Source organism: Halomonas sp. AOP27-A1-41, from assembly GCF_052378605.1.
In the GTDB taxonomy this organism is placed as follows: domain Bacteria; phylum Pseudomonadota; class Gammaproteobacteria; order Pseudomonadales; family Halomonadaceae; genus Vreelandella; species Vreelandella citrativorans.
This window is the reverse complement of record NZ_JBQSXT010000023.1, coordinates 34775-49809: the sequence shown is the minus strand read 5'-3', so window position 1 is coordinate 49809 and position 15035 is coordinate 34775. Positions and strand designations below refer to the sequence as shown.

Sequence of the window (15035 nt, the reverse complement as noted above, 5' to 3'; positions counted from 1 at the left end):
AGATGCTCAATCACGCCAGGCAAGCCGGGCGGCATTCAGCGTAACGCTTAATGAACTGGCGACCATGGCCAGCACCGCCACCAGCGGGGGAATGGCCATCACGATCACCAAGCCCAGTGCTAGCGTATTATAGACGGCCGACAGGGTTAAATTCTGCAACATGACACGCCGAGTTGCCTGAGCAGTGGCAAGCCCCTCAACCAGGCTAGCAACGCCCGGTTTCAGTAAATGCGCAGCTGCACCTTCACGGGCGGCATCACTGGCGTTGAAAGGGGCTGCCCCAATATCGGCGGCCGCTAGGCTTAAGGTGTCATTAACCCCATCGCCCACAAACAGCGTAGGCCCTGGCAGCCCCTGAACCAAGCGGGCTTTCGCCTCCGGCGAACACTCTGCAAAACATGCATTAGGCGCCAGCCCTAGACGCTCAGCCACCGCCTCAACGGCGCCAGGCCTATCTCCACTCAGCATGACCACCCAGTAATCGGCTTGCAGTGATTGAATACTCGGCGCGGCATCCTTATACGGCGTATCTTCAAGATAGAAGCTCCCTAACCAGCCTTGAGCATCCGCCAGTATCACTTCAGAGGCGGCAAGTAAGGTATCTGCTTCTGGTAGCTCAATACCTTGGCGAGTTAAAAAGCGTTGGCTGCCCAGCCAAATATCGCCATGTTCAGGCAAGTGAAGGTGCACCCCTTGCCCAGGCACCTCTTCTATCACCTGGGATTGCCGAGGCACGTATGTCGGGTCAGAACCCGCCCAACGCGTGAGCGCTTGGGCCAAGGGATGCTGGCTGTTGGCTGCCGCTTGATACAACGTGGCTTTAACCGCTGGCTCGGTCACCCCTTCACGGTTTGCCCAATGCACTAGCACCGGTTCGCCCTGCGTTAACGTGCCGGTTTTATCCAGCGCAATGGTTTTTACTCTCGCCAGCGTTTCAAGCGCTGCCGGGTCGCGCAAGGCGACCCCCTGGTTTAGCAGTCGGCCGCTCCCCGCCAGGCTTGCCAATGGCACGGCCAAACCTACGGCACAGGGGCATGCAACGACCAGAACTGAAAGCGCTCGAACGGCGGCATCTTCAAGGCCAAGCCCCAATAATAGCCCCACCGGCAGAGTAGCTAACCCCAGTATCAACGCCACGGGGCTTAACCAGGCAGCAAAGCGGTCGGCGAGTTTTTGCAGCTCGCCCTTTTGCGTCTGGTAATGGCGCATTTGGTCGCGAAGACGATCCAGACGCCGTTCGCCAAAGGCATGAGTGACCGTCATACTGACATCATCGCTGCCTAGTAACCGACAGCCGGCATAAATTGGCTCGCCTTTAGGAAAGTGGCGAGGCGTACTCTCCCCCGTCAGCGATGCGGTATCCACCCACGCGACCTCTTCTAAAATGCCGTCCAGCGCAATAAGCTCACCCGGCGTGAGCATTACCCTGGCACTCGGTAGCACCTCAGCCAAGGGTTTCACCTGCCACTTGGCGCCCTCCCACACCAGCGCCTCACCCTTTGGTTGGGGCAGGACATCAAGGGCTTTTAACCCGCGATGACGACACAGTGTTTCCACTAGCCGCCCGCCTAGCAAAAGTACAATGAGCATGACAGCTGTATCGAAATACACCTCGGCAGAGCCGCGCCACAAAAGCCCGAACGACACCACGACCGCAGACCAAACGCCGAGAGTCACCAGCACGTCCATGCCCGGACGTTTGGCACGCAGCGTGCGCAGGCCCGCCCGATAAAACGGCCACCCGGCAAAGGCCACAACGGGAATAGAAAACGCCCCCGATACCCAAGCGACGACCCACTCAATCGTTGGGTTGGGCAACGCTCCTGCGTAAATCAAAAGAGATGCCAGCATGGTCCACATGCCAAACACGGACCCCACCAGCAGGCGTAAACTCAAATAGCGGCTTTCCTGTTCAAGGCGCGCATGCGCGTCTGCACCAGCTTCCAGCTCGGTTAATCGGTAGCCCAGGCGCTTTACTCCAGGGGCCAACGTGTCGAGCGAGATAGCCTCAGCAGCTCCTTTTACCCATAGCGTGGCGGTTGGGTAGTGAACGCTGATGCTCTCAATCCCCTTTCGGTGGCTAAGCACACCCTCCACGGCGAGCGCACAACTGGTGCACCACATGCCGTTTAGCGTGTACAGCGCTTCTTTGGCGCTTGGCTCCCCCTGCGCCTGCATCGGTGGCTCTTTACCGCTTACAGACAAGGCGGTAAGCCAACCATCGGCCCGGCGACAAACACCACGCCCAAGGCAGAAAACACGTATAGCCATGCGGACACAAAGGCATTAAAGTGCTGCCGCCCTTTATGCTGTTTAGCTTCTTGAAAACACCCCCAGGCAAGCCCGGCCAATAGCACGGCGGTTACCAGGCTCAGCAACAACAGAGTGATATTGATATGGTTAAATGCACCCAAGTCAGGCTCTGGCGGCACCACGGCGCAGGCAACCGATAGCCCGCCGTAAATGGCGACAAACCAGATGCTCCAAAGCGTCAACCCACCTACAAAATGGCCCGGATGAGTAAGATTTAATCGCTGCACGATTGCTTTCATCGCTTAGCCTCCAATCACGCGCGGTAACACGGCCAGCGCAATAACCAATATCCAGAACACCACCACGTTATAGCGCCAGAAATAAGCGACGACTACCGGTTCAAACGGCGCATGCAATCCCACATAGCGATAACCAACACGTAAGCCCTGGAGCAGGGAAAGTACCGCCCCCAAGGCGCTATGCAGCAGCGCGTAGTAGAGGCCTACCATCAGAATTGCATCATGCGACGTTTCAGTAACCGCCAGGTTAGCGCGCACCATTACCCATAAAATCAGCGCAAACTGAACGCCGCCCAATAGCGCGGCGCCGTAAAAGTTAAATGCCAAGCCACGCTCTTGTTGCTTACGCAGTCCTCGTACGCTCTTCTCCATTAACGCCGCACCACCCAGTAATGCGCCACCCGCGATGACAAGCGCTATTAAGGAAAGCGGCGATGTCTCGGGCATCCGCCATTCAGGCGATATCGTCCATAGATAGAACCAGCCAAATAGATAAGACAGGAAAAAAGATCCATTGGCGATCATTGCGGTTGTCATGGCCCAAACGCCGGGGCCATCCATGGTTCGGGAGTGCAGCGGTGGGTCGCCAGGCGTAACATTAGCGTTAGGTGCCGCTTTAGGATGGGCCCCGTTCTCCCACGACCAGCGCAGCAGGAAAACGACCGCCACCACTGCCCCCAAACCGGCCAACGGGTACCAGCGCAATAACAGGCTGATACACACTATCGCCAGCGCCATAGCAGCAAAAAGCGGCCACCAGGAGTTACTGGGCACATGAATAACTTCACGCACTTTACCGGTTAGCGGGTCGGTGCCCCACATCTCGCGGCGGCCGTGGTCTGCTGAGGCCAGGCCGTATTTGCCTTCTTCCATCTCCTGCGGCAACTCAGGATGCTCCCAAAGCGGGTGGCGTGTTTCAATAGGAGGCAAGCTGACAAAGTTATAGGGAGTCGGTGGCAGTTTATTGGCCCACTCCAGTGTATCCGCATTCCATGGATTGGTTTTGGCGGGTTTGCCGTAGCGAAAGTGCAGCGCGATATCAATCAGCACCATGGCGACCCCTGCCGACATCACAAACCCGCCGATGGAAGACAACAAGTTAAAAATATCCCAGCCCAATCCCGTGTCATAGGTATAAACCCGCCGGGGCATTCCCAAAAGACCTGTCCAGTGCATAACCAAAAAGGTGGCATTGAAGCCAATAAACACCAGCCAGAAGCCCCACTTGCCAATCGTTTCAGAGGGCATCCGCCCTGAAAAAAGCGGCAACCAGTAGTAAAGCCCGGCCATTAACGGGAAAAGCATGCCGCCTACCAGTACATAGTGCATATGCGCCACGACAAAGTGCGTGTCATGCACCTGCCAGTTAAAGGGCACTAGCGCCAACATAACGCCGGTTAAACCACCGCACACAAAAATGACCAAAAATCCGACGATCCATAGCATCGGGAGCTTCATTTTGGGTTTACCAAGCCACAGTGTGGCCAACCAGGCAAAGATTTGAATACCGGTAGGTATCGCCACCAGCATACTGGCAGCTGAGAAAAATGCCTGAGCCAGTTGGGGGATGCCCACCGTAAACATGTGGTGGACCCATAGCCCAAAGCTAATAAATCCCATCACGGTAATGGCGAATACAACCCAGCCGTAGCCTACGATAGGCCGACCGGCGAAGACGGGAATCAGCGTTGAGACAATACCAGCAGCCGGCAGAAAGATGATGTAAACCTCTGGGTGGCCAAATAGCCAGAACAGGTGCTGCCAGAGTACCGGGTCGCCGCCGCCTGCGATGTCGAAAAATGGCATGCCTACAGCACGCTCAAGCTCCAGCAAGATACTGCCCAGAATAAGGGGCGGAAACCCCACCACAATCATCAGCGCCATGGCCAAAATGTACCACGCAAACAGCGGCATCTTGTGCAGCGCCATCCCTTGAGTACGGGTTCGTAGAATGGAAACCACCAACTCTACCCCGGCTGAAAGCGCCGAAATCTCAACGAAGGTGATCCCCAACAGCCAGAAATCGGAACCGAGGCCTGGCGAATACTCGCTACTGCTAAGCGGCGTGTACATAAACCAGCCGCTGTCCGGCGCCATTTCCAGCACCATGCTGAAAGAAAGAATGATGCCGCCAAACAGATAACACCAGTAGCCCAGCGCGGTTAACCGCGGGCACACCAGGTCACGCGCGCCAATCATCTTGGGGATCATATAGATCGCCAAGCCTTCCAAAATGGGAATGGCGAACAAAAACATCATCACCGTGCCGTGCATGGTGGTGACTTGACTATAGATTTCGGGCGTTAAAAAGCCTTGATCGGGTGTCGCAATCTGCGTGCGAATCAGCATCGCCAAAATGCCGCCAAACAGAAAGAAGGCCATCCCGGTGACCATAAATCGAAGGCCAAGCGTGGTGTGGTTAACAATGGTTAACGCTTTTAAACCAGGAGGATTTGCCCATACCTCTGCAAGGTCATTGTGTAACTTTTGAAGATCTTCAGGGCCAGTTGCGTCGCGATCAATCGTTGTCATGGGGTCAAGGTCTCCAGCCAAGCACCCAGGGACTCCAAGGTGGCAGTATCCATATGGTTATGAGATGGCATTTTGTTACTCGGCTTAAGCGTTTGGTGATTTTCCAACCAGTAGTGAATGGCGCCCTCCTCCATGGGGAGCGTGCCCGCGCCCAGGGTATAGCGCGCACCAATATCAGAAAGATCAGGCCCAATAGTGGAGGCAGAGAGCCCAGCAACGCTATGGCAGCTGGCACAGGTAGATGCAAACTCATCCCGCGCTTGGGCAAAGTCATCATTTGCAAGTGCCCGTTCGGCCAAGCGCTCTTCCTGCCGTTCAGCGAGCCACGCGTCATACGCTTCACGTTCTACAGCTTCAACGTAAAACTCCATATTCGCATGCTGAGCACCGCAAAACTCCGCGCACTGACCACCAAAGACGCCCGGCGCATCAGCCTCAAGACGAATAACATTGGTGCGCCCGGGTAACATATCGATCTTGCCACCTAGCCTGGGCACCCAAAAGGAGTGAATAACATCAGCGGAGGTAACGTGAAAATCTACAGGTTCCCCCGCAGGCATGATGAGCTGGTTCGCGGTGACGACTTCTCCGCCTTCTGCTCCCGGGTAGCGAACTTCCCACCACCATTGATGGCCGATCACCTCAATCACTTCAGGGGGCTGGCCCAACGGTAGCGGCAACATTCGCTTGCCAGTCGGCACCCCAAAAATAAGTAACGCTGTAACGCTCAAAACAGGCAGTAAAATGCCCCCACCAATAATCCAGCGGCGAGCAATTTTACGCTCCTCTTGAGGCGTACGTTCCTGGTACTTACGTTTGAAGGTATAAAGCCATAACGCCACCACGCCAATCAGCACCACCGTGGCAAATGTCAGCATTATCCACCAGATTAGGACCACATCGCGTGCAGCTTGCCCAGCGGGGTCTAGAATAGACCTATCACCCGCGCAGCCTGTAAGACCTAACGTCAGAGTGCCCAGCAGGGTGAGCATGCACCGGTTGACCCACTGCGGTACAGCACGTTGAATACACAGCAAGGCGACGTGATATAAGTAACGTTCCCTCATTGTTTATTCCTTTTTTCTGCCCACAGGAAGTGATAATGGCAAACTCCAATAGGCGTAATATCAAAAGTCGCGCTTCTATTTCTGGCCACCCGCTGCATCCGCTGATGGTTCACTTTCCCGTGGCTGCACTGATGGCCCTGGTAGCCTGCGATTTGGGATACTGGTATACCGACGATCCTTTCTGGCTGCGCGTAGGTTTGTGGCTGGCGGGTATAGGGGCGCTTGGGGGCTGGCTGGCGAGTATTGCAGGCATCATTGACCTGGTGAGCGTAGGCCAAATTCGCCGTCTCATTACCGGCTGGAGCCACGCTATTGTCGCTGTTGTCATGCTCTCGCTTGCTTCGCTTAACTGGCTGATCCGGTTTAGCGAACCGGAGTTGGTGCTGCCTTGGGGCATTGCGGTTTCTGTGGTAACCGCCGGACTGGTAGCGTTGGCTGGCTGGCTGGGCGGCCAACTCGTGTATGAACACGCCGTCGGTGTCGAAGTTGAAGAGTGATGCGATAGTAGTCATGGCGGGCTAGCTCCAATCCAGCGGCTTGGCTAATACCAGCCCAAGCACGCAAAGAATGCCCGCCAGGGCCACCAAAAACGCGAGTATTAACGCCGTTTTTACGCCTTTATAAATCCCCATTTCCAGACGTAAAATTAGCCATCCATAGGCGCCGTGGGCAGCCACCATGGCAACAACAGCGCCTAACTTGAGCACCAGCCAGCCGCCCACCAAACCATGCAAGATAAAGAGAAGCGTGCCGGAAAATATGGCAATTAGCGCTGCCGGTGTTGCCACAGAAATATAAAAAAACCGTGGCATGGGAGGAGAGCCCTGCGCAAAGCCTGCGTCTTTACGAAGTTGCAGCGTATAGCTGAGTAACGCAGGCAGATACAGCAGCGAGCCGCACCAGACAACAAGCGAGGCTATATGAAGAAGTTTTAGCCAAGGCATTGAGGCTTCCTTGCATTGCGTTAGGCTTAGTGAAAGAACACTCCACTCACCTTAGTCAACGCTCGCCACTCTGGCTAGCCGATTTACCTTAGGGTGATTTCGTAACCCGTGAATTTACGAAGATTAATCACTCCACTATCAAGAATGAGATACTGTCCTTTAATGCCTTGTAACACGCCTTCGACCAAGGGTTGTTTGTCAAAATTATGGGAAGTCACTTTGCGTGGAAACGTCTCCACCGGGTAATCAAACGTGTAGGGCGTTTCATCCAGCTCACGAATTGCGTCATTGCCATGCTGGTCGCGCAGCTGATTCAAACCGCCATCAAGCGTTTCCAACAGGCGATCACGTTCGGCAATTAAATCAAGCGTCTCCACCTCCCCTTTCAGCATAGCCCGCCAATTGGTTCGGTCGCTTACCTGCTCTTTGAAAAGCATCTCGACGAACCCTGATTGCTGACGCGTGTCGACCTCAAGTATGGGAAGCGCCTGGATAGCGCCCTGGTCCATCCAACGAGTCGGCATCTGTGTTTTACGGGTGATGCCAACTTTTAAGCCCGATGAGTTCGCCAAATACACGATATGCGGTTGGAAACAATGCGTTTCGCCCCACTCAGGCTCGCGGCATGTGCCTTGAAAAAAGTGGCACGTCTCAGGCTTCATGATGCAGGTATCGCACTGCGCCAAGCGCTTGAAGCACGGATAACAATGCCCTTGAGCAAAGCTTTTTTTAGTCGCTCGACCACAGTGAGTACAAGCAATAGCGCCGCTCCAATGAAGCGATATCGGCTTGCCTACGCGCGAATTGAGGGGGATGTGCTGATCCCCAGCACGCAAATGGTAACTCACCTGGTCACCCGGCCGGTCAGGCAATACGACCGACATCTTGCGTAAACACCCTTGCACTGCCTGTTCAACCACGCGTTGCATCCCGTCCCAAACCTGCCATTTCTGGCGTAACGCCTGCGCCAGAAGACGCCGCTCCACAGGTACGCTGCTCCAGATAACCCACGCGTTTCTCTTCAGGCACGTTATTTTCAGCCTCAAAGCGCATCACCGCTTCCAGACACAGCTCTGTTTGCTCAGCGGTAAGAAAGCGACCGTCGGGCCACTTACGCAGCGACACCGCTTGCTTAAGGCTTTCATAAATCGCAGGTGTCATTTGGTTGATCATTTTATCGAACGTCATATCGCTCATTACGAATCTCTTAATCTGTTTTCAAACGGCGAGACGAATAATACACGCCAGTAATAAGCCCGACGAGGAGCCCACCTAAATGTGCTTCGTTAGCGACATTGCCAAAACCTACCCAACTGGCCATATCGGTCATGGTGAACACCATCCACCCCAACATAAACACAACCAGCATTTGAGGAACGAAAAAACCACGTTGTGGCGCACGTCGCGACATCACCCAAACATGCCCTAGCAGGGCATAAACCACGCCCGACATACCGCCAAACAGCACGGTTCCGGTAAAATATTGCGCAAGATTAGCGCCGATACCCGCAACTAAAAGCAGAAGCAGCATGGTACGGCTGCCTTGTAGCACCTCCACCTGGCGCCCAAAGTACCATAACCACATAAGGTTGAAGATCAAGTGCATCCAGCCAAAGTGCAGGAATGCCGGTGAAAGCAGCCGCCATACCTGCCCGTTTATTAGCCCATCGGTTAAGCTGCGATATACAAACTGATTGCCCGAAATTTCTATCGGCACGATGGTTAACGCCATCACGACGCTATCACCCAACACCCCCGTTAACGCAAATATCACAAGACTAATAGCCATCGCGATAGCGGTAACAGGAACATGGCGCAAGGTGGTTAGTATATTGCCGGATGCGTAGCGGCGATTGGCGGGCTGATCAACAATAAGTGCTTCGCCACGCTCCCAGCGCGCTACCAGGCTTTTAAGCTCTGCGTGCTGACGTGGGTCGGCTATCCAAAGCAGAGGGCCCTCGGCTTCTTCTGTAATGCGATGCCCAATTCGATAGTGCCAAAGTGCTTTACGCAGTTCCTGCGTATCAGCATCACTTGGTAAGTGCATTACGGGGTGCATAAACTCTCCCTATTGAGGCCCTCGCCTTTGAAAACCAACCCCTTCATCGACTATTGCTGCATGAAGACAAATACCATAAGCAAAAAATCATGGCCAAAAAAAACCGGCGGAGGGGGCCGCCGGATAAAGCAAGGGATCATTCAAGGGAACACCTACTCTGATGGCCGACCGCACAGTTAGTTCAGCAGTTTTATAAAAAAAATGTAAAGCCTTGTATATTAAGACAACATAGGTTAATAAAAATCGTTTCCATATAAATTGGCTTGGGAACACTCTTCTTTAATCACTTCTACCCAAACGAAATTATCTGCATTCAGCGGTGTTTCGCCGTCCCATCGATAGGCGACCAAACGACCATACTTGACAGCACTATAATCCAAACACGCAATATTGGGAGCAGGTAACGCAGGAATACCTTCACACCAGTAATGGCCTATAAACAGAGGCGGCTGCTCCGGCCCATAGTAACTCAAACGCTGGCGCTCGTTTTCGGTTAATAGGCGTGTTTCCAGGTCGCCAGGCAAGTGGTCGGGTTGAAAAACCACATCCCCCCAACGGGTTGGATTAGCGGTCCAAAAATGCGCTCGAAAGCTTTGCCGTGTATAGCCATCGCCTGAATGAATCGCGATACCGCCAGGCAAGGGAATGTTGGCCCCACGGGTTAAGCGGTCAATGATGCGATAGGCTTGCGTGCCAGGATCAGTAGATTCGATCAAAAATCGCGTATCCATACGGCCATCAGGCAGGCGCTGTTTTAACTGCTCGATCAACCTATCGTCCCAACAGGCATGTACCACGCGAATACCATCGATTTCTAAAAAAAGCGGCAGTGTTTTAAACCAGGCGAGCGTGTCATCCCACTCATTGGTGTAATCCTGATACTGCGCCAATGTGTCTTCCATGATGCGATTATGGCGCGGCGTATGCTCACGCAGCCAACGCTTATGGCTACCGGGTGGCGCCGGGTGCATATAGGCGAGTGCATTATGTTCGTGATTGCCCATCACAATATAGGCTTCGCCCTCCTCGACCATGCGTCGCGCAACGGTGACGGCGAGGCGAATACGTGGGCCACGGTCAATCAGGTCACCCAAAAAGATAACTTTACGCTGCGGATGGCGATAAACGCCACGCTGTTCGCGGTAACCCAGCATTTCTAACAAGGTGACTAGCGTGGCACCGCAGCCGTGAACATCACCAATCAGGTCGTAGCCTGTCATGCTTAATCCCCTAACCGGTGGCTCCAACCCAATTTACTGCGCAGCACATCATAGAAGTTATGTCCGATAGGGTGCACAAGCTGCACACGTTCGGCTTTGCGCTTTATCACCAGTACATCATCCGGCTTAGCAACCGCCCGGGTTTGTCCATCGCAGCTAATGTGTGGGTAGGTCTGGTTGGTTTCACCAATATGAATTCGAATCTCACTGGCGGCATCAATCACAATCGGTCGGCTGGAAAGCGTATGCGGAAACATGGGCACCAGCGTCACGACATCAAGCTTGGGATGCATGATGGGGCCACCGCCGGAAAGTGCATACGCGGTAGAGCCGGTAGGCGTTGCGATAATCAAGCCATCGCTGCGCTGGCTGTAAACAAACTGACCATCAATAAACAGTTCAAATTCAATCATGCGGACGGCTTTACCCGGATGCACGACGACTTCATTTAATGCATCACCATTGCCGACCGCAACGCCATTACGATAAAGCACCGCTTCCAGCAAAAAACGCTGCTCAATTTCAAATTCGCCCGCCAATACTTCGCCCACTCGGCTTTCCAGCTCGTCAGGCGAGATATCGGTAAGAAACCCTAAGCGGCCACGGTTAACGCCTAACATCAGTGTCCCACTGCGGCACAATGTGCGGGCGGCGCCTAACAGGCTACCGTCCCCGCCGATCACAATAACAAGGTCGCAAAGCTCGCCCAGCATACGGCGGCTGGCTTCCGGCTGCCCGTGCTGGGGAAGCGCCGTTGCCGTACGGTCTTCAATCAAAACGCTGTAATCATGCTCGACCAGGTAGCTAATGAGCCGCTGCAACGAGTCGATGACTTTCTCGCTGCCCAAGCGCCCAATTAAGCCAATCGTTTTAAAGGGCCGTGAGCTTCCTTGGCCGGTTAGCGGCGCTGAAGTGGGTGGTGACGTGTTAGGCATGGGCGGCTCTCGCTAGCATCAGCCTGACATTATGGGGATACCGGGAGTATGGGGCAAATACGCCTAACCAAATCAAGAGAAACCCTTAGGCTGTCGCTACCTTACGTCGCTGGAGTAACCAGTGATTCAACCAGAGCGAGGCCGCCATGATCAGTGCGCCCAGCAGTAGTCGAACGATATCGGCCTCACGGCTCCAGATGACAAGATTAACCAATAACCCGACCGGGATGAGTGCATTATTCATGATCGCCAAAGTACCGGCATCGACGCGGGTAGCGCCTTGGTTCCAGGCAAAATACCCCACACCAGAGGCGGCCAGACCAAGCCAGGCAAGCACTCCCCACTGCAGCGGTGTGCTGGGTAACGCCGCACTATTGCCGAACAGTAAATAAGCCGGTAGTGCAACGACCATGGCGCCAATGAAAAACCATCCAAAAACGTTATGCCACGCAAGGTCAGCCGGCAAGTCTGCGGCCAAGCGGCGATACCCGACCTGGCCTAGCGCAAAGCAGAGATTGGCCCCCTGGACCACAAAAAAACCGAGCCAGAAGCCGCTGTCGATCCCGTCATAGCGAATGACAGCAGCCCCCACAACGGCCAATAGTGCGGTAAGTAAGTAGATAGGCGTGAAACGGCCAAACATCAGATCATCCAGTAAAGCGATATACACCGGCGTAAAGATGGTGAAGAGCAGCACTTCTGGCACTGAAAGCAGTAGAAACGACTGATAAAGAAAGGTGTACATCACCCCAAGTTGAATGGCGCCAAGCGCCATCAGCGTAATACGCTGTTTGCCGCGTAGCAGGCTGGGGCGCAAAAAGGGTAAAAAAACCAGCATCGCTAGGGTTACCCGCACAAGCACCGCGAAATAACTATCGACCTGCCCCGCTAGATAAACCCCGATTAAAGAAAAGGAAAACGCCCAAAGCGCTGTCACGCTAATTAGATAGCCCACCGTAAACCTCGTTTCTTAGAAAGAGTTTACGCAAATTATACGGATTTCTTAGGGCCTGCCAACAGGTAAACCAACAGCCAAGAAATAAGTTAACGACGCTGGAGCCACACAAGTGCATAGATAACCCCAGGCAGCCAACCCAGCAGCGTTAACACAATGCCAATAAGCAGGCGCGTGCCTCCCGCGCCGGTGAGCCCCAGAGCTAACGGCGGGAGCAAAACAGCCAAGGCGAGATAGGCTGCCTTGAGTGCGCCTGGCTCGCTATCCGCACGCCTGGCCGAAGGTTGATCAGCACTTGAGTGAGGCTCGCTAAGCGTGATGCCAGGCCTTACAACTTGCGCATCGGGGTTGGCGACATGCGGATGGGGCGCTGACGATGGCTTAGGAGGCGTAAAGTGCTCTACCGCCTCGTGCGCCTGCTCGGCAGGCGTTGCCTCAAGTGTCTCTTTTCGATGTGCCTGCTTATCAATTTTTTGCTCTAGTTCGCTGGCATCTTTCGCCAGCTCGTCGTGATAGCGCTCCCAATCCTCCCAATCATGAGGGGTACCCGACTTGGGCCGCTGCTCCCCTGCCCCGCGGGCTCGCTCCCAGGATTTTTCCTCAAGGGTATTGGGGCGGTCAGATTCCCGCTCGACACCGACGCCTTTGCGGTTCAGGTATTCGCGTGCATCCATGTAAAGCTCCTTTGAGTCACGTTCAGCAAAGCGTTGAATAGGCGTGGCGTCCACCTACATCAACTACGCCTAAATCATCTACAGTGAGTAAATACGTTTAAAACGTTACTCACCCTATTATCGAATAACATCATAAACGTTGCACTTAGCCACGATGCCTTCGCCAAATGCTGCACACACAAGTAAGGTAAATGAAAGTGTGCGTAAGGAGTGCCAAGATGAAACACCCAAGCCCGCATATTGTCCGCGATATCATGTCCAAGGATTGTTACCGCGTTTCGCCATCTACCTCAATTACCACGCTGTCACAGGGGCTGGCACTTCATCGCCTGCCTGGTGTGCCGGTAGTCGATATGGCAGATCGATTAATCGGCTATATTTCTGAGAAAGATGTGCTAGGCCGTGTGCTTGACTGCTTATACCATGACCATGAGTCCCCACTGGTGGGTGAGCTGATGCGCGAAGAGGTGCTTACCACCACACCCAACAAAAGCATCACAGACCTTGCCCAGGAAATGCTCGGAGACAAACCCAAGGTTTACCCGGTGGTTGAACAACAGCGACTCGTCGGCATCGTGACCCGGCGCGATATTCTTATGGCCTTGCTAACCATTCGCCGCCATTGATAACGATGTACGTATGAAAAAACAGTGGCGCATAAAAAAACCGCTGCCCAAAAGGCAGCGGAAGCAAGGGATCGAGAAACAATAGCTAGGACAACACTATTAGCGACTGCTATCGCTACGTTGTCGTACTACTTCAGACACCTTGCGCCGAAAAAGTTCGCCATCGTTTAAAATTTTTGTCTTTAAGAGGTCGCGCGTATACTTAAGCATTCAATTCATGAAAGAGCACAGGAGTGGATGCATGGCACTGTACCTACTGGTACTCGGCGTCTGCCTGCTGGTGATAGGTGCTGTTTTATTAGCCCTGATGACGGTAGGTACGCCGCGCTACCGTACCGAGCCAAAGGATTTGCTGGCACTGTTTGACAAGGCCCTGGATAGCCAAGTGAGCGAAGCCGAGTGGGATACGATTATCGGCTATCCAATACGTCATAATGACTATCTGGACGGCATTCGACGCAGAGCGTCGCGTTTAATGGAGCTGCATGGGCGACGCTGGCAAATCGCCCAAGGCAAACCGCTATTAAATCAGGAAGGGCAAGCGGAGCTACAAGTATTACGAGATCATCTGGCGGCTCATACCGCCTTGCGTCAAACGTAGATGCGGTTGAAAGCGCCGAGGAGACAACCTGATGCCCAGTACTATTCGCAAAATACCGCTGGCGAGCGCAACCCATCATCACGCACATGACTTTCACCAAATTGTGATTACGTTGTGTGGTTCCTCGGAGTTTGAAATTGAGGGGCTCGGCGGGCGTGTAAATGCGTTCTCAGGCTGTATCGTGCCTGCCAATCACGAGCACTACTACTCAGGCCATGGGCATAACCGGCAGTTGATTATTGATCTGCCAGAAAATGCGCCCGCCCTGACAGGTGAACACCGCGAGTTGGTCGCCCTGTTTGATGTGCCGCGCTTTTTTGCGTTAGATAACCCTTTACGCCACTACCTGGCGTTTATGGAAAGCGAGCTTGCCCAAGGGTTTGATACCTCTCCTATCTCGTTTCAGCAAGACCGCTTGGCCGCCACGCTACTGGGCTCGCTCAAAGCGCGCCTTGGGCATACCCCATCGGCTTCTCTGCGCAGAATTGATGTCTCTCTTATCGACCGCTTTATTAACCGCCACTTGGCCGATGAGCTGCGCGTTGCTGACTTGGCCAGGCTTGCCTGCCTGAGTGAAGCCCACTTTTCAGAGTGCTTCCGTAATCAGACAGGACTTTCGCCCTGGCAATACGTTAAGCGCCGACGACTTCACGCGGCTCGGCAGCTGATTTTGCAAAGTCGGTTGCCGTTAACCGACATTGCCATTCAAACAGGATTTTCCAACCAGAGCGCACTCTCTCATGCGTTTCGGCGCAGCTACGGCATATCGCCCCGTGCTCTACGCCAAGAGGCACCGGTTTCGCTAACGACAGCATCCTCCACTATGCTCAAAAAACCACTGGCAGCATCAAGCACACACTACTAAGGTCG

General features: G+C 54.0%; 16 protein-coding genes. 4 read left to right on the top strand and 12 right to left on the bottom strand.

Annotated features, from left to right (window positions below; genetic code table 11):
• Window positions 1-6: 6 nt before the first annotated feature.
• From ACT3TC_RS14160 to coxB, 4 genes are read right to left on the bottom strand one after another with little or no spacing between them, the layout of a single operon-like run.
• On the bottom strand, window positions 7-2178 hold the full coding sequence (locus ACT3TC_RS14160) for a heavy metal translocating P-type ATPase (RefSeq protein WP_444640435.1): 2172 nt from the start codon (window positions 2176-2178) through the stop codon (window positions 7-9).
• A 17-nt stretch (window positions 2179-2195) separates the two neighbouring features.
• On the bottom strand, window positions 2196-2552 hold the full coding sequence (locus ACT3TC_RS14155) for a hypothetical protein (protein WP_172118302.1): 357 nt from the start codon (window positions 2550-2552) through the stop codon (window positions 2196-2198).
• 3 nt (window positions 2553-2555) lie between these two features.
• Window positions 2556-5084 (bottom strand): cytochrome c oxidase subunit I, encoded by a 2529-nt coding sequence (ctaD, locus tag ACT3TC_RS14150; protein WP_444640434.1) that lies wholly within the window; start codon window positions 5082-5084, stop codon window positions 2556-2558.
• Window positions 5081-6151, bottom strand: a complete 1071-nt coding sequence (coxB, locus tag ACT3TC_RS14145) for a cytochrome c oxidase subunit II (protein ID WP_172118304.1) — start codon at window positions 6149-6151, stop codon at window positions 5081-5083. Before coxB ends, ctaD begins: the two co-directional genes overlap by 4 nt.
• A 35-nt stretch (window positions 6152-6186) precedes the next feature.
• On the opposite strand from coxB, the gene ACT3TC_RS14140 reads away from it, so the two are divergent.
• Window positions 6187-6648 carry a DUF2231 domain-containing protein gene (locus tag ACT3TC_RS14140; protein ID WP_193055116.1) on the top strand — a complete coding sequence of 154 codons (462 nt, stop codon included), beginning with the start codon at window positions 6187-6189 and terminating at the stop codon, window positions 6646-6648.
• A gap of 21 nt (window positions 6649-6669) precedes the next feature.
• Here ACT3TC_RS14140 and ACT3TC_RS14135 read toward each other — a convergent pair whose 3' ends face one another.
• The 8 genes from ACT3TC_RS14135 to ACT3TC_RS14100 form a co-directional block, all read right to left on the bottom strand.
• Window positions 6670-7095 (bottom strand): CopD family protein, encoded by a 426-nt coding sequence (locus ACT3TC_RS14135; protein WP_172118306.1) that lies wholly within the window; start codon window positions 7093-7095, stop codon window positions 6670-6672.
• 83 nt (window positions 7096-7178) lie between these two features.
• On the bottom strand, window positions 7179-8024 hold the full coding sequence (locus ACT3TC_RS14130; RefSeq protein WP_253927050.1) for a DUF2797 domain-containing protein: 846 nt from the start codon (window positions 8022-8024) through the stop codon (window positions 7179-7181).
• On the bottom strand, window positions 8008-8292 hold the full coding sequence (locus ACT3TC_RS14125) for a YeaC family protein (protein WP_087111591.1): 285 nt from the start codon (window positions 8290-8292) through the stop codon (window positions 8008-8010). The genes ACT3TC_RS14130 and ACT3TC_RS14125 overlap by 17 nt, the downstream gene beginning before the upstream one ends.
• A 10-nt stretch (window positions 8293-8302) precedes the next feature.
• A complete protein-coding gene (locus ACT3TC_RS14120) occupies window positions 8303-9154 on the bottom strand; it encodes a rhomboid family intramembrane serine protease (protein WP_172118307.1) in 852 nt (283 codons plus the stop codon).
• Window positions 9155-9387: 233 nt separating this feature from the next.
• Complete coding sequence (locus ACT3TC_RS14115; protein WP_444640433.1) at window positions 9388-10374, bottom strand: metallophosphoesterase; 987 nt, start codon at window positions 10372-10374, stop codon at window positions 9388-9390.
• Between the two features lie 2 nt (window positions 10375-10376).
• Window positions 10377-11309 carry an NAD(+) kinase gene (locus ACT3TC_RS14110; protein WP_172118309.1) on the bottom strand — a complete coding sequence of 311 codons (933 nt, stop codon included), beginning with the start codon at window positions 11307-11309 and terminating at the stop codon, window positions 10377-10379.
• 85 nt (window positions 11310-11394) lie between these two features.
• Entirely contained in the window at window positions 11395-12264 is an 870-nt protein-coding gene (locus tag ACT3TC_RS14105; RefSeq protein ID WP_444640432.1) for a carboxylate/amino acid/amine transporter, read from the bottom strand.
• A gap of 89 nt (window positions 12265-12353) precedes the next feature.
• On the bottom strand, window positions 12354-12938 hold the full coding sequence (locus ACT3TC_RS14100) for a YqaE/Pmp3 family membrane protein (RefSeq protein ID WP_444640431.1): 585 nt from the start codon (window positions 12936-12938) through the stop codon (window positions 12354-12356).
• 218 nt (window positions 12939-13156) lie between these two features.
• Between ACT3TC_RS14100 and ACT3TC_RS14095 the strand changes: the two genes are divergently transcribed.
• The 3 genes from ACT3TC_RS14095 to ACT3TC_RS14085 all read left to right on the top strand — a co-directional run bounded on the left by ACT3TC_RS14095 (window position 13157) and on the right by ACT3TC_RS14085 (window position 15030).
• Complete coding sequence (locus ACT3TC_RS14095) at window positions 13157-13564, top strand: CBS domain-containing protein (protein WP_172118312.1); 408 nt, start codon at window positions 13157-13159, stop codon at window positions 13562-13564.
• 241 nt (window positions 13565-13805) lie between these two features.
• Window positions 13806-14165, top strand: coding sequence for a hypothetical protein (locus ACT3TC_RS14090; RefSeq protein WP_172118313.1), 360 nt, complete (start codon window positions 13806-13808; stop codon window positions 14163-14165).
• 31 nt (window positions 14166-14196) lie between these two features.
• Window positions 14197-15030 carry a helix-turn-helix domain-containing protein gene (locus ACT3TC_RS14085; protein WP_444640430.1) on the top strand — a complete coding sequence of 278 codons (834 nt, stop codon included), beginning with the start codon at window positions 14197-14199 and terminating at the stop codon, window positions 15028-15030.
• Window positions 15031-15035 lie beyond the last annotated feature (5 nt).